This window comes from Lacticaseibacillus saniviri JCM 17471 = DSM 24301 (assembly GCF_001311785.1).
GTDB lineage: Bacteria > Bacillota > Bacilli > Lactobacillales > Lactobacillaceae > Lacticaseibacillus > Lacticaseibacillus saniviri.
The window spans coordinates 1-22,883 of sequence record NZ_BBBX01000026.1 but is presented as its reverse complement, the minus strand read 5'-3'; the positions used below and the strand labels follow the sequence as shown (position 1 = coordinate 22,883).

Sequence of the window (22,883 nt, the reverse complement as noted above, 5' to 3'; positions counted from 1 at the left end):
TTGTATCATGTTATCAAGCAACTTGTCAAACACTTTTTTGAATTAAGTGAATATTTATTCACATCTCAAAGCGTTTATGCAATTGACAACTTTGATATCTTATCAAGTCTCGCAACTGATGTCAATCCCTTTTTTCAAGAGCCAATATCGTGTTGCTCCTAAGACAACTTTGATATCATATCAAGTGAGCCATTAATCGTCAAGGGCAAATTCAATATTTATTCAAAAAGGAGATCCGCATGGAGACACCACACGATTGGGACGAATTCGCATCACTTTATAACGCCATTCAAAATGAATCGACACTATCTATAGAAGAAGACGTCATCGCCGAATTGCGACGCCAACATTTGTTGCCCGCCATAACCGTGATGGATCTTGCCAGCGGCAGTGGTCGTTTTGCGCTACCACTGGCCCAATACAGTGACAAGGTCATCTTACTCGACTGGTCAAAAGAAATGCTGCGCCTCGCCCAACAAGCGGCAGCCAACGCACAGATCACCAATTGACCTACCGCGTCGCTGATTGGCGGACACTGCCAAAAGCCCCACAGGCCGAACTGGTGTTTATCAACCAATTGCCTACCTTGGCCCCTAGCAACCTCGCCCACGTGACACACCTCGCGCAACACGCGGTCGCACTCAATCACCAAGTGAAACAGGACGACACCTTGCTCACTGCTATCTATCAGTGGTTAAAACAGCCCGTACCCAGACCATATCAGGTTGATCCCGACCTCATGCACCAGTATGCCGATTGGTTAACCGCCCATCACTTCACCTTTACAGCCACTTCCTTCACATATACACGCACCGAACAAACCAGCATTGCTGATCTCCTGCCTGACATCGATCACGCCTTTAGCCTGAGTTCGGCCCAGCAACTAGCAGAAGCACTCACCGGCCAATCCAATCCCAATGCCTTAACGGAAACCACGATCACCTATCAGTATCAACTACTCACCTGGCTGAGTGAGCAGCACTGATTCTTTGCTTTTTGACAAAAAATATCAATAATGGAGAAAAAGGAGGCCTCGCATATGGCTATTACAGATACACGACTCGTTCATGGCGTCATCGGTTTTGCTATCGGTGACGCACTCGGTTTGCCGGTCAAGGGTCAAACCCGGGCCCAGCTCACCGAAAAGCCGATTGATAAGATGACCGGCTATGGGACATTCGACCAACCCGCCGGTAATTATTCTGATGAAACCTCATTGGTGATTGCTTCAATGATGGGACTCACACAAGGATTCGATTTGGCCGCCGTCAAGAGTGCCTATCAACAGTGGTACACAGACAGTGAATATGCGCCATACCAAGGTCCTGTAGTTGATATCTGGCCAGCAACCAAGAACGCTTTGACTGATCAGCCACTCGCTGACACACAAAACGATCCCGGTGGCCTGACACGTGTTCTTCCCCTCGCCTACTTCCTATTCAAAGAAGGCCATACCGATTTGGTCAATGATCCACAGGCACTCACACAATTGAGCGACTTTGTGAGTTTGACAAATCCAGATAAAGACAACATTATTGCCGGCGTCATTTATGCACAAGCCATCATCAACTTGCTCAATGGCCAAACTGACTTGCATGTCGCCCTGCGTGATAGCATCGCCAGTGCAGCCAAGTACTATACTCAAAACGATGCTACCGCTTGGCAAAACTTTGCGCGGTTGACCAACCCACAGTTTGCCGAGTTACCCGTTGCCGACTATCGTGCAGCATCCGATCCCGTTTCTATTCTTGAAGCTGTCATCTGGAGCGCACTGAATACCGATAACTATAAGGATGCCTTACTGACCGCCGTCAATCTCGGTGGCAACACCGATACGTTGGGCGCATTGGTCGGTGGCCTTGCTGGTCTCGCCTATGGTTATCAATCACTCCCACACAAATGGTGCTTGGTCTTAGCCAAGTATTCCGAAATTGTCGACCTGTGCCGGCAAGCTGAAGCATCCGGTTATTTTCCAAAATATGATTAAGTTCAGGGGGACACGCTCAGCAATTTCTCATCAATTATGGTATGCTGAATAAAATCTACCTTGAAAGGTGTCATTAATCTTGGATAAGCAAAATAACAAACAGCCAGCAAAGAAATCCAGCCCAGTTCGCACCGTGGTTGAATTTGTGGTCTTACTGGCCGTCATTATGTTTGGAACCTATTTTATCGTCAACAATGTGGTCAGCAAAGACATCGTGAGCGGCACATCAATGCAGCCCACACTTGAAGACGGTGACCGCCTCTACTCACTGCGGCATCGTGGCGTTAAGCGCAACGATATCGTGGTCATTCACGCCCCCGATCGTGAGGGTGAACTCTACATCAAGCGGGTCATCGGCATGCCTGGTGATACCGTCGAATCAAAAATGATGTCTTGTACGTGAATGGTAAGAAGCAGGCCCAACCTTATCTCAAGTCTAGCTTCATGAAAACTGAAATTGCCAGCTGGGCCCAACAACAACGTTGACCCAAGCAGCATCAAGTTTACCGGTGACTTCAACATTGCCACCCTACCTTCAACCAAGCGCAAGACAGTCCCTGCTGGTCATTACTTTGTCATGGGGGACAATCGCTTAGTCTCACACGATGGCCGAGACTTCGGCTTCATCTCGAAGAGCAAAGTGCAGTCCGTGGTGGCATGGCGTTACTGGCCACTGAATGAAATGAAATTCTATTAATCAGTCCGCACACTAGCTGTGCAGGCGCCCAAGGTCGTGATTATCTGTCACGACCTTTTTGTATGGCAAAAAGACATATTAGCGGCGATTTATGGCAAGTGTTACCCTAATCACCACATTTTATTTTCAGCAAATCAGGCATCCGGCCATGCCGTTACATTCCAATGGTGTTATACTACTTTAGTATTCAGTAAGGATTTAGGGGGAAAACATGTTAGAGAAAACTTTTTATCACACCTTGTTGGCTCATTCGTTTAATGTCCCAATCACTGTGAATTACTGGGATAATACCAGTGAAACTTATGGCGAAGGGACACCAGAAGTAACGATTAGCTTCAAAAAGGCCATCCCTGTCAGCGCGTTGACCAAAAACGCATCGTTGGCACTGGGCGAAGCGTTCATGGCTGGTGATATCGAAATCACCGGTACTGTCGACTTCCCAATCCAAAAGGTCCTGACCGCCGCTTATGAAAGTGCCGATAGTTTCATGCGTAATCCTAAATTGATGCGCTTGATTCCAAAGCAATCCCATAGCGAACGTGCCAGCAAGCACGACGTCCAATCTCACTACGACTTGGGCAACGACTTCTATAAATTATGGCTAGACCCAACCATGACTTATTCCTGTGCCTACTTCACGAGTCCCGATGACGATCTCGAGACGGCACAAAAAACAAAGTGATGCACATCTTGCGTAAACTCAATCCACAACCAGGGCGCACATTGCTCGATATCGGTTGTGGCTGGGGAACATTGATGCTGACAGCGGCTAAGGTCTTCAAGCTGAACGTTGTCGGGATCACTTTGAGCCAAGAACAATACGATTATGTCAACCAACGCATCAAGGATGAACATCTTGAAGATGTCGCCGAAGTGCAACTGGTCGACTATCGCGAATTAAAGCATGATCCATTTGACTATGTGACTTCCGTTGGGATGTTTGAACACGTCGGTGAAGAAAACCTCGGGCTTTACTTCAAAGATGTTGCTCGCTTCATGAAGGACGATGGCACAGCCTTGATTCACGGGATCACCCGGCAACAGGGCGGTGCAACCAACGCTTGGTTGACCAAGTACATCTTCCCAGGTGGCTATGTTCCTGGGATGGCTGAAAACTTGGGCCACATTGTTGACGCTGGCATGCAACTCGATGATCTCGAACCACTGCGTCGTCACTATCAACGCACATTGGAAATCTGGGACACGAACTTCAACGCACATCGTGAAGAAATTCAAGCTGCCCAGGGCGAATCATTCACTCGCATGTGGGATCTGTACTTACAAGCCGCAGCCGCTTCATTTGAATCCGGTAATATCGACGTAATGCAGTTCTTAATCTCTAAGGGTGCTTCAGGTAAGGACTTACCAATGACCCGTGACTACATGTACTTATAATCAAACAAAAAGAGCTTGTGACGTAACCCCTTCGGGGATGTCACAAGCTCTTATTTTTACGAATTTTATTGACTAATCGTGTTCCAAAAGGTTGAGAATTCCGGTTAACAAAGAAGTGTGCGAACTCGCGCTTAGCAACTGAGCACCAGCATAGGTTCGTTTAATTGGCGATTTGTGCCAATAACGAACCAAGCTGGGCGTAAGTTGTTGCGAGTTCAAACACGTTAAGGATTGTTTCAAATCCTAAGTTCGGGATTTATCACCAATCCCTGTTAATCCTCATTCTCAGACCACCTTTTGTCACAACTTCGTTTCAATGTTAATGAGTCGTCGCGAACTAGACCTCACTCTGATTGTCTGGCCAACGTGAGTCTCTTGATGGCAGGCACAGGAGAATAAAGAACCAGATCCAGCCAATGATTGGCAATACATATAACAGAATCCACCAGTTACTGTGGTTACTGTCATGCAAGCGACGAGCCCGACTGGAGAATTCAGCGATCCAGAAAATAATCCCAATCAGCATCGCACCAAAATTGGAACCCACTACCGCATTCAAACTATGCCAGTCATCCGGATCCACATTCACCCCAGTCACCAGACTGATAATGATAAAGATCACGATATTGATGAAGAACGGAATCCAGTATTGCCGTCTTGTGGCACTGGCATTCCAGACAAACATCTTACTCCAAAATTCACGATATTCTTGCATACCCACACTCCTCTTTCCTTTCTTCCCATCTTAATCGATTCACCAGGCGCCGGCAAAGAAGAACGCTTAAGACGCAAAAAGAGACTGTGACAAACCCTTTTCAGGTCCTCGCAGCCTCTTTTCCGTGAGCAACATTAACTAAATGAGCTCAAAAAATGTGATACACCATTCATTTAGTAATCAACCTCATCCGGATCCACGCTTTGGCCACCCAGATCTTTCAAGGCACTGATGGTTGCCATTTCGGCATCGCTCAGTTCGAAGTCGAAGATGTCAGCGTTTTGCTTCATCCGTTCAATATGTGTGGACTTTGGTAGTGGGAGCACGCCCTGTTGCAGTGACCAACGCAACGCCACTTGTGCAGACGACTTGCCGTGCTTCTCACCGATTTCAATCATCGTTGGGTTCGTCAAGACAGTCGCGCCTTGACCGCCAAGTGGTGCCCAGCCTTCAACTAGGATATCCATGGCTTGTAATGCCTTGATTTCAGTCGCATGCGTCCAGCCTGGGTGCACTTCGATTTGATCCACCATTGGCTTGATCCGCGCTGTCTTCATCAGTGCTTCCACATGGTGTGGCATGAAGTTGCTGACCCCGATGGCCCGAATCTTGCCTTCGTTGTACAAGTCTTCAAGTGCGCGCCATGTTTCAGCGTTCAATGATTCCGCCTGATCCCCGAATTGACGGGTGTTAGCAGGCCAGTGAATCAGATAGAGATCCAGATAGTCCATATCCAATCGATCTAAGCTCGCTTGAAAAGCAGCCTTGGTCTTATCATAACCGCGTTCTGTGTTCCACAACTTGCTGGTCACAAACAGATCCTTGCGCGCGACGCCTGAATCCTTGATTCCCTGACCGACTTCTGTTTCATTCTCATAAACCGCGGCAGTATCAATGTGGCGGTAACCAACTTTGATCGCATCTGCGACGGCTTGGCGAGCCACACCAGCAGGCGTGCGGAAAGTCCCGTAACCGACAGCTTCAATTTCCACACCGTTGCTCAAAGGACGCATTGAGTTAATACTTGTTAAATTCATTTTGAATACTCTCCTTTAACGATAAGTCTTGTCAAACCAACATATTCATTGTAGGTCAGTGACGCTCTCTCACACAAGACGGCACTTTTTCTTCCTAAGGCACATTTTGTGCCCTACTCGACTTCAAGATAAGCCGATAGATTCGCTAAACGCTGCTGCTTCTTGGCTAAGGATGCCGGTGAGTCCTCACAGGTTGGATGTGTCACCTCATAGCGTCCATCCATGTTGACGAATCCCCAGGCACACATCACATCCAATAGCGGTGCCAATGTTTCCCCATGAGCGGTCATACTGTAGGTCACGCGAATCGGAATGGTGGGACTCACCTCACGAGCGACCACGCCATCCGCTTCGAGCTGGCGCAACTGTTCCGTCAGGGTTTTCTTCGGTGCTGACTCTAAGTAGCGCAAAATCTCAGAGTAACGCTTGGGTCCTTCGTGCAATAAGAAATGCAAGATGAGCGGTTTCCATTTGCCGCCGATGACCTGCAATGTCACTTCTATCTCACTACGCACTTGTTTTCGTTCACTCACTGTCTCACCCCCATATGCTAGATAAACAGTAGCGCAGTTTGGCCGCTGACGCAAAAAAGCAACAATGACAACCACTTAGGTCTGCCACTGTTGCTTTTATGACTCACAAAACCAATTGATGTTTATCAATCATCTCACGAATTGTGTGTTGTAAGGTCAAAAGTGTCTGCCGTGCATCTGCACGATAGTCCGACACATAGCTGGCCCCATCGCTCGTCAATTCGGCCACTTGTTTGCGCATCATGTCGATGATGGTGATGTGATTATTGTTGAGGTGGGCTTGGAAATAACTGCCTTCAAACCCTTCATCCAATAACCATTGCACCCAATCTTGAATCGCATGTTCAATCACTTGATCCGCATTCAATGGGTGAACAAAATTCTTCGAGGCTTCAACTGCTGCTTGGATCTGTTCTTCTGACAAAATATAGTCTTGCATACTGTTCATCTTCTCTTCTAATGATAGATGTCGTAACGACCCTTTTTGAACATGGTGCGCAAGTTGGCATCTTCTAATAAACTGCGATCGGTAATAATCTTTTTCAGTGCCGAAGCGGGATAACCCTTGAGCTTCATCTTACCCACTTCACCAATGGCGTTGGTGTCAGATAAGGAAGCCACCGTCCCGGCGGATTGATAAGTAAATGTTGTTTGTGGTTGATTGTTGATAGCTGCCACCACATTCTTGGCCGCAATCTCACCTTGCTTGAGTGAAATCTGCGCGGTAGTTGGGTATGGTCGTGAACTGGCAGGATCCATCACCGCGGAGACATCCCCAACCAGATAAACTTCAGGATGTGCATCCATGTTCAGGTGTTCGCCCACAACAACCCGATTACGGCGCTGATCGAAACCAGAATCCGCAATCACGTTACTACCGGAGACCCCAACTGTCCAAATAATGGTGTTCGCATACGCGCGGTGTTCACCCTCATCATCGGAGTAAACCACGGCATTGGGTTCAATCGCCGTAATCTTGGCACCCGTTAACAACTTAGCCCCCTTTTGCTTGAGGTAATCGACCGCATAGTCTGCCAACCCTTGATCAAACATCGGTAAGATATGGGTCGCCATCTCGATACAGGTCAGATTGATAGCAGGTGTGTTGTACTTGGCTGCCAGCTTGGGTAGCGACTTGGTGAATTCACCGACTAACTCAATCCCGGTGAACCCAGCGCCACAGACCACCACATTCAAATCATTGGGATCCTTGCTCTTAGCATAGCGGGCCACTTGCTGTTCCACCGCTGACTGAATCCGGGTTGCACTGTCGATGCTATCCAGTGGCAGCGCATTTTCCGCTCCCTGCAAGCCAAAACTCTCAGACTTAAAGCCCAGGGCCACAATCACATAGTCATAAGGCAGAATATCACCGCTCGCAAAAGAGATTTGCTTGTGATCAACATCCACCTTCATGACTGTTTCAACCCGAAAATCAACGCGGGGCTGCAAGACTGATTCAATCTCAAATGTAATCCGATTAGGCGCAATCGTGCCCGCCGCTACCTCGTGCAAATTTGTTTTTTCCGTGTGAATGGGTGTATCACTCACCAAGGTTAATTCAACTTCTTTTGGTAACTGCCGTTGCAGGAATTTAATCGCCCGTAAGCCTGCGTAGCCGCCACCGAGTACCACAACTCGTGTCATGAAACCGCCTCCTTGTCTCTTAATCTCCATCAAACCACCTTACTCCTTGTTTTTCAACAAATTAGCTTGTGGGAGATAGCACAAGGACGCGGTTGGCACGGGCAGAACACACTTGATCGCGCCGTTAAATCCTAGCGGTCGAGGATGGCTTTACCCAATTGGTAATTGCGCTCATGTTCACTTTCTGGCACCAGCATCCCGCCGGTTGCCCAGACAATGTGCGTGGCTTGATCCAAATGTGGATACTGCGTGGTCAAGTAAGGCTGAGCCTCACGTAATGCGGCGAAACCTGCCGTGGCACTCGGTTCAACCTTAATGCCTTCCGTATCACGTAATTCAGCCGTGTAGGCCATAATCCGGTCATCATCGAATGTAGCAATCCCTTCGAGGATGGGTTTGAGCACCCGTCCCGCTAACCGACTTGGTCGACCGACGGCTAAGCCATCCGCTTCAGTCATGCCATCTAACCCAATATCATAGACCGAAATCTGATCATTGAGCCCTGTTGCCATGCCCAACAGTACGGATGGAATATGGGTCGGTTCAGCAAAAATCGCATGGGCGTGTTCACCCAGAATCTGACTCAAGCCAAATGTCACCCCACCCGGTGAACCACCGACACCAGCAGGCAGATAGACGAACAGGGGATGGTCTTCATCCACCGGAATGTGCATGTCCTTCAATTGCTTTTGCAGACGAATAGCAGCCACACCATACCCTAAGAACAGATCGGTACTGCCTTCATCATCAATGAAATACGTGGTTGGGTCCGCCGCCGCTTGTTCCCGGCCAGCCGTGATAGCTTGAGTGAAGTTGCCTTCATATTCCACAACATTGACGCCCTTTTCACGCAACAGATCTTTCTTCCATGCCTTAGCGTCCATGGACATGTGGACGGTGGTTTTGAAACCCAACTTGGCAGCGACAATCCCGATACTCAAGCCCAAGTTCCCAGTCGATCCAACCGCGATACCATACTGACTGAACAGATCGTGGAATTCAGGTTCGTTGAGCACGGCATAGTCATCCAGATATGCCAACTTACCGGCCTTAATCGCGACAGATTCCGCGAACTTCAAGACTTCATAGATACCCCCGCGCGACTTGATTGAGCCGGAAATGGGCAACTCATTGTCGGCCTTGAGGAACACATTGCCGGCCACTTGGTAGTCTTCACGGGCCGTCACACTCGCCTTCATGCGATCGATTTTGTGCAGTGGGGATTCCAAAATTCCACCGGTAGCGGCTGTTTCTGGAAAAGCGACTGCCATATAAGCGCCGAAGCGGCGGAAGCGTGCTTCCGCATCAAACAGAGCAGCCTGTGAAAGCTGCGTGGTTGCCGCTGCTTTGCGATAATCAGGGTTGACCCACATCACTTCTTTTTGCGCCTGCAAATCTTGCACCAATGGGTTATTCAATACAGATGCGTCTAATGCCATCACTTCATCCTCCTATTAATTGTGTCAAATCTAAATCATGCTTGTCATCAATCTACGCTAAAAAACACCGCGATACAACCATCATCGCGGTGTTTTAGTTATTTATTCATATTTTAAAATCGGACTAGTTATTACGCTTAGCCAACAGGTTGTGATAGAAGCCCCCATACGTCAATTGCATGTATGGATTGATCAGGAAACTCAGCAGGTTGGCACTCAATGCGTTGAGCAAATACCAACCGAGCATCGAAACGTCGAGCACGAACAAATCAAACTTCGAGCCCCGCATCAGATTCCAACTGGCACCCAATGCATCAAAGACACCCATCTTGACACCTGAGCGACGCGCATCATACATCACATAGTAGACCTGACGGAACCCATAAGAAAACAGAATCCCAGGGATAACTAAGAGTGCGAAGCCGACGTTGGTAATGATCGCCGTAACCAACCACAGTCCCAGAATGACCCAGAACCATGACCGGTTGAACAAGCGGAACATGGCCTGCACGGGTGAGAATTCCCCATCCGGTTTGCGCCACAGATCAAGTGCGGTTAAGCATGCCGCCTGTACAAACAGGACCAAGATGAAGTCGCGGAACGTCCCAATCATCTGTGACTGTGAGGTCAGACCCGCAGAAACGTTGCCATCAAGCGTTTGTTGATATACCTGCCAATTCAGCATGTATAGGTTGACCGTGAAGCCCACGGAAATCAACCAAGGAACGAGATTGACAATCATTAATCGTTGCCAGTTCTTACCCGTCCGCAAAATTTGTTTGGCGCGCGCCTTAATTTCCTGTCGCGTTAACACATCCATAAACCCAATTCCTCCATTATCTATAACTCACCTAGCGCTCTTGTGTCTCCGGTTCCGGTCGAACGACTTCACCATCATCATCCGGCAGTGCCGCAATCAATTTTTGAATGCGTAGTAATGCCGACACCTGCTGGGGTAGCGCATCAATCACGCCCAACGACTGGGTCGCTGAATCGTAGCGCACCACGTGGTGATAATTGGCCGCACCCAAATAATGGAAGCTCTTGGTCGCCAGTGCGTACTGGACCGTGAACAATTCATCTTCCATAATCGCGACATCCTCGTCGAAGCGGATGTGTTGGGCCTCAATGATGTCCCGGCGATAAATCTTATTCCACAGGTAACCGCGCACACGCCCCACCGGCATCAGCATCGCTCGAATGAACGCCTTGCGTGAGTATTGCTTATCACGCAATGAAATCTTCGGGAGCGGTTTGCTCTCCGGGTTATCCGTGTAGAACGGACTAACCACCAGATCATGCTTGCCCGCAATCAACGCGCGCACCAGCGTTTCGATGAAGCCCGGTTCAACCCAATCATCACCATCCATAAAGGCGATATAGGTCCCGCTTGCAACAGCCAGCCCCGCATTACGCGCTGCCGACACCCCACGGTTCTCGGGTTGATAAATCGGCACAATCCGGTCATCCTCTGCTGCCGCGGCCGCAATCATTTGGGCGCTGTCATCATGTGACGCATCATCAATTAAAATAATTTCTAGGTTTGTATAGGTCTGTTGCAACAAGCTATCAAGGCCACGCTGAAGGTACTGACTCAGGTTATAGATCGGCACAATGATACTGACTAAAGGTTGCATTTCACGACCACCGCCATTTCTTTTCATAGCCCCTAGTATACCGATAAGTGGCGATGCAAACAAATTACAGAATACGGGCGACGCCATGAGACGCGCGACAAACAGCGTCAGCATTGGGTTTGAAGTCTGTTTACGAAATGCTTAACTTAATAAAACCGCATCGTCGACCAGGGCCGTTTTTTGCTTGGCTTGGAACAAGGCGAGTAAATCGGGTACGGTAAGGTTGGCCTTTTCTTCGCCCGCCACATCGACAACGACTTGGCCGTGATCCAACATCAACAAGCGGTTCCCGTACCGAATCGCGTCCTGCATGTTGTGGGTGATCATCAACGTCTTGAGTTGTGCCTGATTGACCAACTTCTCTGTCAAGTGCATCACCGTCGCACTGGTTTTGGGATCGAGCGCCGCGGTGTGTTCATCTAATAGAAGTAACTCGGGATGATTCATCGTGGCCATTAATAAGGTAATGGCTTGCCGCTGCCCGCCTGATAGCAACCCAATCTCGGTGGTCAAGCGATTCTCCAGTCCAAGGTCGAGTGTCTTCAGGGCCGCTTGAAATTCACCGCGCTGCTTCTGTTGCACGCCGCGCTGCCAAAAATTACGCCATTGCCCACGTTTAGCGGCCAAGGCCATGTTTTCTTCCACGGTTAACAAGGGCGCGGTCCCCATCTTCGGGTCCTGGAACACACGACTGATGTACTTGGCGCGCTTATTGACCGAATCATAGGTGATATCGTGCCCATCGAGGACAATTTGACCGGTCGTCACGGGTAATGAACCCGCGATGCTGTTGAGCAGTGTCGACTTGCCGGCCCCGTTCCCACCGATGACGGTCACGAACTCACCGGGAGCAATCGTGAGGTCAATGCCCTTGAGTGCGTGGTTTTCGTTGGCTGAGCCCCGTTCGAAGTATTGATGTAATTGTTTAACCACTAACTCATTCATTAGGCTTATCCTCCATTAATTGTTTGCGATTCTGGCGCCGTAAGCGGGCTTGTTGGATGGCATTTTCGATTCGTGGCATTGCCAAGAACAGTGTCAACATCAGTGCGTAGAACAAGCGCAAGGCATTAGGATCAACACCCAGCCACAGCACACCAGCAATAATCAACCGGTAAATAATAGCCCCACCGATAATCGTGAGCAACCGTTGCCCAAAAGTGAGGTGACGTAACAGGATTTCAGCGATGATGATGGCAGCTAAGGCAATCACAATCGTTCCAATCCCCATACTACCATCCGCATAGCCGTTGGTCTGAGCCATCAAGCTCCCCGATAATGCGACCAAACCATTTGATAGCATGTACACGATGATTTTCATGTTGGCGTTATTGACACCATTGGCCGCACTCATCTGCGAATTGTTCCCCACAGCCCGTGCCGCCAAACCCATTTGGGTATTGAAGAACAATACCAACAAGACGATGACAATTAGGAGTGCCACTGCCCCGACAACAATTGTTGCCAAGTGCTATCTTGAATCGGTAACTGGGTGAAGACTGTTTTGACGGTATTGAGCAGCGCAATATTGGCTTTGCCCCCCATCACAAACAGATTGATTGAGTACAGCCCGGTCAAGGTCAAAATCCCGGTCAAAAGGGCTGGAATCTTCAGCTTGGTGTGCAGTAATCCTGAGACTAAGCCGGCCAACGCGCCTCCCAGTGCCCCCAACAGTGTGGCAATCACTGGCGACATCCCATTCACCAGTGCACTTGCGGTAATTGCCGCGCCCAGTGGAAAGCTACCTTCTGCCGTCATATCGGCAATATCCAAAATTCTAAAGGTCAAGTAGACCCCGATCGCCATGATTGCCCATAGCAACCCCTGCGCTAAACTTGAAGTAATAATATCCATTTTGTCCTCCTGCTGATCAACTCAATCGTCGTGACGGTAATGTGCGTTACGCACCCTTCACCATATCTTCCGTGATGCCAAATAACTTCATCCGTGATTTATCGGTGACAAGTTCAGTCTTTTCTGGATTCTCAACAGGTAAGTCGCTCACCTTATCACCCTTAATCAACTTGACTGCCATCTTCGCGGTTTGCTTACCTAATTCTTCGTAGCTGATCCCACGTGTGGCAACGCCGGCAAACTTGACCATGGTTGCGTCCGCATTGATAACTGGCGTCTTGGTCTTTTCGGAGACCTTGCCGATGGTTGGCATCGCAGCGGCAGCAACATTATCGTTTGGAATGTAGAGCACATCGGCCTTCTTGGTCAGTGCCATGGTTGCTTGTTCCACATCGTTGGTGGTGGCGGCGGTGTTAGCGACCATCTTTAACCCCAGCGACGTGATGGCTTTCTTCGCTTCCTTCACTTGGAAAACGGAGTTCTGTTCAGCGGCATTGTAGAGCACGCCGACCGTCTTTGCCTTTGGGAACAGCTTGTGTAGGAACTTGATCTGACCCAAGACGTCCACTTTGTCGGTGACACCCGTTGCGTTGGCATCCGGCTTCTTGAGATCGGTGACTAATCCGGCTGACTTGGCATCAGTGATGGCGGTGAAAAGCATCGGTGTCTTACTGTCAGCTTTTTGCAAGGCCTGTGCGGCTGGTGTTGCAATCGCCAAGTTCAAGGTATTGTGGTCGTTCGCTAATCGTTCACTCATTGTTTTCAGATTGGCTTGATCACCCTGGGCATTAACGTAATCGATCTTGACCTTCTTACCGCTGTAGCCTGCTTCCTTCAATCCTTCTTCAAAACCTTTGCGTGAAGCGTTTAAGGCGCTTTGGTCGACCAGCTGTAAGATGCCAATTTTGACCTGTTTTGAGTCACTCGTCTGTGACTTGCCACATGCGGCCAAAACCAATGTCAGTGCTAATGCTGCGGTAACTAATAACCCTTTTTTCATGATAATTCCTCCAGAATTTGCGTGTTTCACGCTTAGTATGTCAAACAAAAGGCCAGTCACGTGGATTTCTCCATGTGACTGGCCTATGAAACATCTTTCCGGAAAGAAAAGGCCACATGGAGAGTTATCCTCGATCCATGTGGCGGTTTGTCTGCAAGTTAAATTGCTACGACCATCATGGATGCAAATCTGCGTCGCAGTTTGCATCCGTTGATACAAACTGTCTATCCGTAATAGCCGTAGTAATAAGTATGATTTAGTTGTGTTGGTTTGATTGTTGTCATGTTCAACACTCCTTCATAGTCACCAGTTGAACTGGTATGTGACGAGAATACACGCATTAAAACTATCTGTCAAGAATAATTATTTTTTAATGTGGGTAAATGATTCGGGTCGACTTTGGGAACCAAGCGCGCTCGGTCGCCGTCAGATTGCGGTCGGTGATGAAGGTATCGATCTGGTTGAGACTCATTCCTTGATAGGTCGCCGCAATTTTGAACTTCTGCGTTTCTGAAACCACGACTACTTGGCGCGCGGAGGATGCGACCGCCTGTTTCACCTGGGCGTCCTCAGCATAAGGGAAATAAACGCCATCGGAACGAATCGCCGTCGCTCCCATAAAGGCAGCATCAAAGGCGATTTTGGACAACGTATTCAAAGCCGCCGGTTCAAAGAAGAACCGCCCGTGGTGATTCAGCTTGCCACCGACCAAACGCAGCGTAATATCACTCTGCACAGACATCGCAATGGCATTGTCCAGTGAATGCGTATAAATCGTGCACTCGGTGGCGATGCTCTGCGACAATTTCAACAGTGCCGTCGAGTCATCAATGAAATAAACCCCACCTGGCTTGATCAAATTCAGGGCAAGATGCGCCATCTGCGTCTTTTGTTCCGAGAACAGGTTGAGTCGTTCTGAGTAACTAGGAACCGTGTGCCCGAATGTGGGCGCCACAATCCCGCCACGCGTGCGCCGACCAACGCCTTGATCCACGAGCGCCACGATATCCCGTCGCGCCGTATCCCGTGAGATATTCACGGCCTGCATAATATCTTCTATACTGAGTTCTTTGCGTTCCTGTAACAAACGCTTAATCTCTTCGAAGCGTTTTTCGCGATACATCGCCACAACGCTCACCGCCTTTTCCTAATCGTATCTGGGATTATTATAACAGAAGCGCAGCGATATCCTGCGACAAGTTGCGTTAAGACTTCGATTAGGTTGGCCCACACCCGATTGTGCGCGAGACACATTTTTAGAAAAATAACAAAAACGTTATCATTTCAATTTCGAAAAAATAATGCAACAATGTTACGCTGAGATGACAATGTTACAAAATTAGCTATTTTTGTAATCTCGATGCTACTTGCTTGACACACCGAGTCCGTATACTGCATAAGTGTTCTTTTGAGAACCGATTATAAAAACCTTATTTAGGAGTGAACGATTATTATTATCAATCGAGTAAAATGGGTCTTAGCTGCTATGCTTGCCCTGGTTCCCAGTTTCGGATTTGTGTCAGCATCTCAGGTCAATGCCGTCGCATCAAGCGACTACACGGTTCAAGCAGGCGATAACCTCTGGAACATCAGTCGCCAACACGGCATTTCATTAACGACCTTGACCAAGGCGAACAACATTGATTTAAATAACTATGTCATCTTACCTGGTGACCTCTTACATGTCCCAGCAAGCAACATCACCATTACCGTTGGTGACAATCCAATTGCTGATGCCGCTAAGAAGGTTGCCGCTCAAAAAGCGCAAGAAGCTGCCGCACAACAAGCAGCTGCTAAAGCACAGCAGGAAGCCCAACAAAAGGCTGCTGCCGCTGCTCAAGCACAACAACAAGCTGCCGCTAAAGCACAGCAAGAAGCCCAACAAAAGGCCGCTGCCGCTAAGGCGCAACAGGCGCAACAAACTCAAACCGCAGCCACATCAGGTAGCGATTTGAAGAGCTACGTCTTAAACAAGATGGTTGCCGCAACTGGTCAATCCGCAGCCACATGGGATTACATCATTACCCGCGAATCACGTTGCAATCAAATGCCCAAAACCCAGGTAGTACGGCTCATGGTTTATTCCAAAGCCTCTGGATCAACGGTAGTGATGACATCGACGTCCAAATCGCTGATGCCATTCGTTTATACAACGCTGATGGCATGCGTCCTTGGGCACTCTAATCAATCACAAATGAAAAGCGTGCGTCAAACCCTACTGGGGTTTGGCCCACGCTTTTTTATTTACCCCGGACAATGTGGTGATGAAGCCATGCACTGTGCCCCACTATGGCTAAAGCCCCCACCATCATCGTCCACAAGTTGCTATTCAGCTGACCCTCGTGGCCCCACGTCCAACCGACAAACCCGATGACGCCAATCAAAACGACGACTGCCAGCCACAGATAAATCTGTTTCAGGCGTGTATTGGGATCCGCTTTCATCACACCCACCTCCGTTTGCGCTTAGTATACATCCAAGTCTGGTCGAAAGCCTTCATATTGCACTAAAAAAGAGTTGTGACAAAACTTTGTTTTGTCACAACTCTTTTGATTTGCACTCGGCGTTAGGCCGCGTGCGTACTAGTTCTCCGCCCCTTCATCATCAAATATCGTGTAGGTCGGATTGTTGCCTGATTCCCAATCAAAATTGATGTTCTTCGCATTCTGTTGGGTGTTCACGTTATCGAGCGTTTCCTTTTCGAGACCCATTTCAGTGCGGATCTTATCAGAGGCTTTCTGAAGTGCCTCGGTCGATGGAATTTCATAGGCGCCATCGCCGATATAGGCACCCACGCCCTTCAGTTGACTGGACTTAATCGTCTTGGCATCGGCATTATATTTCTCAGCGATGGTCAAGACATCATCAAACGTCAGATTCATCCGCAAACTGTTGGACATTGAATCGAACACTTCTTGGTAATTGCCCAGTGTCTTGACGGACAAGGCTGACTTCACAATCGATTCAATGACTTCCTGTTGTCGCTTTTGTCGACCGTAGTCACCTTCAGGATCTTCATACCGCATCCGCGCATACGCGAGGGCGCGACTCCCATTCAAGTGAGCTGGGCCTTTCTTGAAGTGCTGACCCCCAGTATTACTGTCGGTCCAAGAGAATGGCACATTGACGTCGACACCGCCTACCGCATTCACAATCTTTTCTAAGCCCGCCATATTGATGGTGACATAGTAATCAATCGGGATATTCAGTAATTTCTCAACTGTCTTCACGGCAGCCTTGGAGTTACCAATATTATAAGCGGCATTAATCTTTTGAATGCCTGTTGCCTTACCGTTTTCGTCGTAAATCTGCGCCATGGTGTCCCGTGGGATGCTGGTCATGGTAGTCCGCTTCTTATCAGGACTGATGGTGACCACAATCATCGTATCGGAATTCCCGCGATCCTTACGGCCAAACGCACCGGTGTCAGTCCCCAGCAGCAAGAAGCTGATCGGATCATCCCCCGTGATATCCGAGTGCAAGGTGTGACCGTCCAGTGGTTCATAAGTTTTATCAACCGCGTTCTTTAATTGTGAATAAACATGATAGCCATATGTACCGGCAAAGAAGAGCGCACCAGTAAGAATTAATAGAAAGAATTTGAGAATACGGTGCGGTGGTCGTGGTGCTCGGCGCTTTGATCGGGGTTCTAATGCCATACGAGTTACCTTCCATCTCAATAAATTATCATCATAATAGATGTTCTTGATTCATTCTACCAGATGTGACGTCACTCACAACTTAAAAAAGTTCTATATTTCACGCAATGTGCTAACATTAAACTAATTCATTCAAAGGAGGATGTACGCGATGCAACAATTGCCACTACGAAACGAGGTTCCTGAGCCATTGACCTGGGATCTCACCACTATTTTTGCTTCCGATCAAGATTGGGAACAAGCGCTCAATCATGTCAAGGCACTGGGCCAAGGCTTGATGCCGCTTCAAGGTACCCTGAGTGAAAGCCCCGAGGCCCTCGCGCAAGGCATCACCCAGATTCTAGCCGCCTTTCGCGAGCTCGAACGCGTCTATGTCTATGCGAGTCTCAAGAGTGACCAAGATACGGCCGATGCGCACTATCAAAGCTATGCGGCTAAGGCCGAGAGCTTGGCGGCAACCATCAGTAGTCAAGCGGCCTTCATGGAACCAGAGATTCTGGCAATTGATCCTGCTGTCCTCAACGATTGGTTAAAGAATCCACTGTTGGTCCCATTTGCGCACTTTATCACCTCAATGATCAGCAAACGTGACCATATTCTATCCGCTAATGAAGAAGCCCTGTTATCCGCAGCTAGCGACGCCCTCAATGCGAGTCGCAGCACCTTTAACGTGTTGAACAACTCTGATATCGAGTTTGGTTTTGTGGAAGACGAAGATGGCCAGGCCGTTCAACTCAGTAATGGGCTTTACGGGCAACTGATTCGATCCACGAACCGTGCTGTGCGCCAAGAGGCTTTTGAGAGTCTTTACGCCACTTACGGTGCCCTCAAGAATACGTTTGCGACCACTTTGGCCGGCGAGATCAAGCGGCACAACTTCTTGGCCAGTGCACATCACTATGACAGCGCACAACTGGCGGCGCTCGATCAAAATCACATCCCAGAATCCGTCTATAGCACTCTGGTTGAACAAGTGAATGCGCACCTGCCACTCCTGCATCGCTACGTGGCCTTACGCAAGCGCCTGTTACAAGTGGATGACTTGCACATGTATGACATGTACACCCCACTCACCGGTAAGCCAGCCCTCAGTTATACCTATGAGGAAGCCCAAGCGACTGGTAAGGAAGCCTTATCTGTTCTCGGCCCTGACTATTTGAGCCACGTCGAAGAGATTTTCGACAATCGCTACATTGATGTGGTCGAAAATAAAGGCAAGCGCTCCGGTGCCTACTCAGGTGGCGCTTATGATACCAACCCATTCATTCTATTGAACTGGCACGATTCCGTGGATGAACTCTACACCTTGGTGCACGAAACTGGTCACAGCGTGCACAGTTGGTACACGCGTCACAACCAGCCTTATGTTTATGGGGATTATCCGATTTTGTTGCCGAAATTGCGTCGACCACAAATGAGAACCTGTTGACGGCGCACTTACTCGATACCCAAACCGATCCAGCCGTTCGCGCCTACATCCTCAACTACTACCTGGATGGCTTCAAGGGAACCGTCTTCCGTCAGACACAATTCGCTGAATTCGAACACTGGATTCACCAGCAGGATCAAGAACAACAACCTCTGACGGCTGAAACCTTGTCCAACTACTATGGGGATCTCAATGCGCGTTACTACGGACCACAAGTGGCACGAGATCCGGAAATCGCCTTGGAATGGGCGCGGATTCCACACTTTTACATGAACTATTACGTTTACCAATACGCCACAGGCTTTGCAGCCGCTTCAACCCTCGCTGAAAAGATTCTGAGTGATGACGACTCAGCCACCGAGAAGTACATCAACTACCTCAAATCCGGGAGTTCCGAATATGCCATCGACACCATGAAGCTTGCCGGTGTTGATATGACCAAGCCTGACTACCTGGAAGCCGCTTTTGCCGTCTTTGAAGCTCGTCTGGATGAACTCGAATCCTTATTAGAGACCAACTTTGACAAATAATTTGCCAACGCGCTACGCTTAGTTAAAAGGAGTGGTTACTATGCAACTAGGTTTTATCGGAACGGGCGTCATGGGCACCGGCATTATTGTGAATCTGCTCAAAGCCAATCATCACGTCACGGTGTTCAACCGCACCAAAGCACACGCACAAGCCGTCATCGATGCTGGTGCTGTCTGGGCTGATTCTCCCCAGCCGTGGCAGAAGTCAGCGACATCACATTCTCCATGGTGGGTTTCCCCGATGATGTCCAAGAAACTTATTTTGGTGAACACGGGATTCTCCTGGGTGCAAAACCCGGCAGTATCGTGGTTGATATGACGACCAGCACCCCGTCACTCGCCGAACGCATCGCCACTGCCGCTAATGAGCACGACATTCGCGCACTCGACGCACCGGTATCGGGTGGCGATATTGGCGCCAAAATGCGACGTTAACGATTATGGTTGGTGGCGACAAATCCGCTTTTGACCAGCTCACGCCCATCTTTGATGTCATCGGGCGCACCACGAACTACTTTGGTGCTGCGGGTAACGGGCAACACGCCAAGATGGCCAATCAAATCATGATTGCCGGCACCATGACTGGCATGGTTGAAATGATGGTCTATGCGCAAAATGCGGGTCTCGACTTGCCTGAAACCCTCAAGACACTTGAGGGCGGTGGCGCCAACAACTGGAGTATGGCCAATTACGCGCCACGCATTCTAGCTGGTGACTACACCCCAGGATTCTTCGCCAAGCATTTCTTGAAGGATTTGCGCATCGCTTTAGACGAAGCCGACAAGATGCACCTCGATTTGCCGGCCACTAAACTTACCAAAGAGCTGTACGAAAAAATGGTCGATGCGGGACATGGCGATATGGGCACACAAGGCTTAATCACCATGTATCCAGCGTGGCATGACGGCGCACAGAAGAAGTGATGTAATAAAAGAAAGCTGGTAGCAATCAGATGCGATACCTTGTCACTATGATCCTACTCATCATGGCGTTTATTTTCCGATTCTCGGCATCTTGCCGGCGCTCTACTTATCGTCACAACCTGATAATAAGCTCATGTTCTCACACACATGGCTGATGGCTGCCTTTGTGCTCCAAGGCGTCTATCTCCTATCACTGATTGTCGCTTTATTTCTTTTCGCTTAATAGACCACAAAAGCATCGCGAACCGTATTCGCGATGCTTTTTTGAATGACTGGATTTAACGAGCGTCACTCGCCATGCCCAAACCGACACGATCAATCGTCCACATCCAGACCATGTGCCCCAAGATTTCTGAGACATGTTCTTCAACAGGTTGATCCTTCACGGATGGAATGGTGCCCATCAACGGCATAATACCAGCGTGATACAGGCCCCAAATACCAAGGCCAAAGAGTGTTCCTTGGCCGCGGGTAATCACTGGAAACTTCTGGCGGGCTAATTGATACAACACCGCAAACGTGGTCGAGAAACCAAAGTGCATGATGAAACTCACATAGGGCATCTGTTGCTCACTGTAAGTATACGTGGCATGAGTCACACTTTCAGGCACACCTAGCTGTTCCAAGAGGCGCTGTGGTGGATTGGTCGCATTCCGCGCAGGCGTACGCGGTGGCAGTAAGTTCTCCCACCCCAATTTGACGAGGCCTGCGACCACACCGGCCGCAATCCCAGTTACAACAGCGCGTTTCACATTCACTTTTGTCATCGTCATTCCTCCTAATATTATTGTCTAACGTTATGATACAACAATGCGAGGAAATAGAAGCCAAATTCGATTGTGGCGATGAAGAAGGTCACTGGCCAGTTGGTGATATAGCCCAGGTACAATCCGGCCCATACCCCAATCAAGGCTGTCGCAACCGAGATCAGTGTCATCTGCCAGACGGTTTTGCCCAGATACTTGGCGACCGCAGATGGTAGGGTTAACAGAATGAAGACCAGTAAGCTCCCAACAATCTGAGCCCCAATTGACACGGAGACTGCTAGAATCAGCAAGAAGTAGATCGAGAGCCAGCCACTCCTGATGCCCTGCGCTTTGGCACCCACGGGATCAAAGGAATCAAACGCTACGCCCGATACCCCAGGAAGACGGTCAGTAGCACAAACACGGCCAAGCCGACGAGCTGCCAGACATCTTGCACAGAAATGCCGATAATGCTCCCAAACAGAATCGTGGTCGCATAACTCGAACTCTGACTGGATAAGGAAAGAAACAGAATCCCTAACCCCACGAACAAGCTCGATACCGCGCTGATTGACGCCTCTCGCCGTGATGCCTGAACCGAGAGTCGTCCCACTGTGACACTGCTCAGCATCGTTGCAAGCAGCATGCCATCCAACGGCGGAATACCGATGAAAACCCCAAAAGCGGCACCGGCAAAACCGATTTCTGATAAGGTGTGGGCAAGAAAGGCCATATTACGTGCGGTCACAAAAACCCCAACGACCCCTGTTGTAATGGCAATAAACGTACTGGCAAAGAAAGCATTCTGCATAAAGTCATAAGCAAACATCTAGTCCACCTCCTGAATTTCGGATACTGATTGTAGTTCTTCAGGCATGGTGGCGACATCCATTTCATTCATTGACTTCATTTCATAGCCGTCTTTTTTCAACAACAGATATTGATTCGTATATTGCTTTGCTAAGTTCAGATCATGCGTCACAAAGAGCACCGTCAGACCGGTTTTTTGATTCAATTCTTTGACCAAGTCCATCAATTCAACCTTGGTGTTCACATCAAGGCTAGCGGTGGATTCATCCAAAATTAAAAAGTTGGGGCGATTCAATAGTGCTTGTGCCAAATAGGCCTTTTGCTTCTCCCCACCACTGGCGCGACCCATCCGATTGTATTGGCGCGCTTCCAGATGCGTCGCCTCAATCACTTGATCGAGCAATTGTTTATCTTTGGTGGTTGCCCATGGCCACAGATGGCGAATGTTCAACCCGATGAAGCTGCGAATCGATAATGGATATTCATCCTCTAAATTGCGAAATTGTGGGACATAGCCGATATGTACTGCAGGGGTCTGACGATATTGAATCTCGCCTTGTTGTGGTTTGAGTTGTCCCATTAATAAGCGAATCAGTGTGGTTTTCCCGACACCGTTTGCGCCCACTAGGCTGGTCATGCTCCCTGCTGCCAGCTCAAAGGTTAAGTCACGATACAGTGGTTGATCACGGAACCCAAAATCCAAGTGATCAACGCTCAGTATTGCCTCAGTCATGAAAGTCCTCCAGTCGTCACGAAAATAGTAACTGTTACGATTTAACTTTATTAGTGTACTCGTCTTCGCGCAAAATTCATAGAGGTTGCGGTGATTTTCTGAAAAAAGAGCG

General features: G+C 48.9%; 19 protein-coding genes and 6 pseudogenes. 9 read left to right on the top strand and 16 right to left on the bottom strand.

All coding sequences use genetic code 11. The annotated features are described in order from the left end of the window. The first annotated feature begins 239 nt into the window (after positions 1 to 239). The 5 genes and pseudogenes from JCM17471_RS11790 (at position 240) to JCM17471_RS11770 (ending at position 4,079) form a co-directional block, all read left to right on the top strand. On the top strand, positions 240 to 509 hold the full coding sequence (locus JCM17471_RS11790; protein WP_054778024.1) for a class I SAM-dependent methyltransferase: 270 nt from the start codon (positions 240 to 242) through the stop codon (positions 507 to 509). Then, entirely contained in the window at positions 506 to 985 is a 480-nt protein-coding gene (locus JCM17471_RS11785) for a hypothetical protein (RefSeq protein WP_054778023.1), read from the top strand. The genes JCM17471_RS11790 and JCM17471_RS11785 overlap by 4 nt, the downstream gene beginning before the upstream one ends. 54 nt (positions 986 to 1,039) lie before the next feature. Then, positions 1,040 to 1,987: an ADP-ribosylglycohydrolase family protein gene (locus JCM17471_RS11780; protein WP_054778022.1), complete on the top strand. Its 948-nt coding sequence runs from the start codon at positions 1,040 to 1,042 to the stop codon at positions 1,985 to 1,987. 67 nt (positions 1,988 to 2,054) lie between these two features. After that, a pseudogene (gene lepB / locus JCM17471_RS11775) lies at positions 2,055 to 2,684 on the top strand (signal peptidase I). A gap of 211 nt (positions 2,685 to 2,895) precedes the next feature. Then, a pseudogene (locus JCM17471_RS11770) lies at positions 2,896 to 4,079 on the top strand (class I SAM-dependent methyltransferase). A gap of 337 nt (positions 4,080 to 4,416) precedes the next feature. On the opposite strand, the gene JCM17471_RS11765 reads toward JCM17471_RS11770, so the two are convergent. From JCM17471_RS11765 to JCM17471_RS11710, 12 genes and pseudogenes are all read right to left on the bottom strand, one after another. Beyond that, positions 4,417 to 4,794, bottom strand: coding sequence for a DUF805 domain-containing protein (locus JCM17471_RS11765; protein WP_054778021.1), 378 nt, complete (start codon positions 4,792 to 4,794; stop codon positions 4,417 to 4,419). Positions 4,795 to 4,967: 173 nt separating this feature from the next. After that, entirely contained in the window at positions 4,968 to 5,831 is an 864-nt protein-coding gene (locus JCM17471_RS11760) for an aldo/keto reductase (RefSeq protein ID WP_054778020.1), read from the bottom strand. A gap of 113 nt (positions 5,832 to 5,944) precedes the next feature. Further along, complete coding sequence (locus JCM17471_RS11755; RefSeq protein ID WP_082395323.1) at positions 5,945 to 6,364, bottom strand: winged helix-turn-helix transcriptional regulator; 420 nt, start codon at positions 6,362 to 6,364, stop codon at positions 5,945 to 5,947. Positions 6,365 to 6,467: 103 nt separating this feature from the next. Then, on the bottom strand, positions 6,468 to 6,803 hold the full coding sequence (locus tag JCM17471_RS11750; RefSeq protein ID WP_054778019.1) for a hypothetical protein: 336 nt from the start codon (positions 6,801 to 6,803) through the stop codon (positions 6,468 to 6,470). A 17-nt stretch (positions 6,804 to 6,820) separates the two neighbouring features. Beyond that, positions 6,821 to 8,011 (bottom strand): NAD(P)/FAD-dependent oxidoreductase, encoded by a 1,191-nt coding sequence (locus JCM17471_RS11745; RefSeq protein ID WP_054778018.1) that lies wholly within the window; start codon positions 8,009 to 8,011, stop codon positions 6,821 to 6,823. Positions 8,012 to 8,142: 131 nt separating this feature from the next. Then, positions 8,143 to 9,450, bottom strand: coding sequence for a D-serine ammonia-lyase (gene dsdA / locus JCM17471_RS11740; protein ID WP_054778017.1), 1,308 nt, complete (start codon positions 9,448 to 9,450; stop codon positions 8,143 to 8,145). Positions 9,451 to 9,574: 124 nt separating this feature from the next. Then, positions 9,575 to 10,270, bottom strand: a complete 696-nt coding sequence (locus JCM17471_RS11735; RefSeq protein ID WP_054778016.1) for a DUF975 family protein — start codon at positions 10,268 to 10,270, stop codon at positions 9,575 to 9,577. A 31-nt stretch (positions 10,271 to 10,301) separates the two neighbouring features. After that, positions 10,302 to 11,087, bottom strand: coding sequence for a glycosyltransferase family 2 protein (locus tag JCM17471_RS11730; RefSeq protein WP_082395322.1), 786 nt, complete (start codon positions 11,085 to 11,087; stop codon positions 10,302 to 10,304). 141 nt (positions 11,088 to 11,228) lie between these two features. Beyond that, positions 11,229 to 12,032, bottom strand: a complete 804-nt coding sequence (locus tag JCM17471_RS11725; RefSeq protein ID WP_054778015.1) for an ABC transporter ATP-binding protein — start codon at positions 12,030 to 12,032, stop codon at positions 11,229 to 11,231. Continuing rightward, positions 12,025 to 12,941: pseudogene (locus JCM17471_RS11720) on the bottom strand (ABC transporter permease). Before JCM17471_RS11720 ends, JCM17471_RS11725 begins: the two are co-directional and overlap by 8 nt. A 46-nt stretch (positions 12,942 to 12,987) precedes the next feature. Beyond that, positions 12,988 to 13,941 carry an ABC transporter substrate-binding protein gene (locus JCM17471_RS11715; RefSeq protein ID WP_054778014.1) on the bottom strand — a complete coding sequence of 318 codons (954 nt, stop codon included), beginning with the start codon at positions 13,939 to 13,941 and terminating at the stop codon, positions 12,988 to 12,990. 370 nt (positions 13,942 to 14,311) lie between these two features. Continuing rightward, positions 14,312 to 15,070 (bottom strand): DeoR/GlpR family DNA-binding transcription regulator, encoded by a 759-nt coding sequence (locus JCM17471_RS11710; protein WP_054778013.1) that lies wholly within the window; start codon positions 15,068 to 15,070, stop codon positions 14,312 to 14,314. Positions 15,071 to 15,427: 357 nt separating this feature from the next. Here JCM17471_RS11710 and JCM17471_RS11705 point away from each other — a divergent pair, with 357 nt between their 5' ends. Further along, positions 15,428 to 16,315, top strand: a complete 888-nt coding sequence (locus JCM17471_RS11705; RefSeq protein WP_054778012.1) for a LysM peptidoglycan-binding domain-containing protein — start codon at positions 15,428 to 15,430, stop codon at positions 16,313 to 16,315. Between the two features lie 208 nt (positions 16,316 to 16,523). On the opposite strand, the gene JCM17471_RS11700 is transcribed toward JCM17471_RS11705, so the two are convergent. Continuing rightward, positions 16,524 to 17,600 (bottom strand): LCP family protein, encoded by a 1,077-nt coding sequence (locus JCM17471_RS11700; protein WP_054778011.1) that lies wholly within the window; start codon positions 17,598 to 17,600, stop codon positions 16,524 to 16,526. A gap of 151 nt (positions 17,601 to 17,751) precedes the next feature. On the opposite strand from JCM17471_RS11700, the pseudogene pepF reads away from it, so the two are divergent. The 3 genes and pseudogenes from pepF (at position 17,752) to JCM17471_RS16845 (ending at position 20,482) form a co-directional block, all read left to right on the top strand. Beyond that, a pseudogene (pepF, locus tag JCM17471_RS11695) lies at positions 17,752 to 19,559 on the top strand (oligoendopeptidase F). A gap of 40 nt (positions 19,560 to 19,599) precedes the next feature. After that, positions 19,600 to 20,020 (top strand): annotated as a pseudogene (locus tag JCM17471_RS16850) (NAD(P)-dependent oxidoreductase); the annotation flags it as partial. Next, complete coding sequence (locus JCM17471_RS16845; protein ID WP_500778367.1) at positions 20,000 to 20,482, top strand: NAD(P)-dependent oxidoreductase; 483 nt, start codon at positions 20,000 to 20,002, stop codon at positions 20,480 to 20,482. The pseudogene JCM17471_RS16850 and the gene JCM17471_RS16845, both read left to right, overlap by 21 nt. Positions 20,483 to 20,760: 278 nt before the next feature. Here JCM17471_RS16845 and JCM17471_RS11685 read toward each other — a convergent pair whose 3' ends face one another. The 3 genes and pseudogenes from JCM17471_RS11685 to JCM17471_RS11675 all read right to left on the bottom strand — a co-directional run bounded on the left by JCM17471_RS11685 (position 20,761) and on the right by JCM17471_RS11675 (position 22,771). Next, positions 20,761 to 21,255, bottom strand: coding sequence for a DUF1440 domain-containing protein (locus tag JCM17471_RS11685; protein WP_404820140.1), 495 nt, complete (start codon positions 21,253 to 21,255; stop codon positions 20,761 to 20,763). 11 nt (positions 21,256 to 21,266) lie between these two features. Beyond that, a pseudogene (locus tag JCM17471_RS11680) lies at positions 21,267 to 22,057 on the bottom strand (metal ABC transporter permease). Next, a complete protein-coding gene (locus JCM17471_RS11675) occupies positions 22,058 to 22,771 on the bottom strand; it encodes a metal ABC transporter ATP-binding protein (RefSeq protein WP_054778009.1) in 714 nt (237 codons plus the stop codon). Positions 22,772 to 22,883 lie beyond the last annotated feature (112 nt).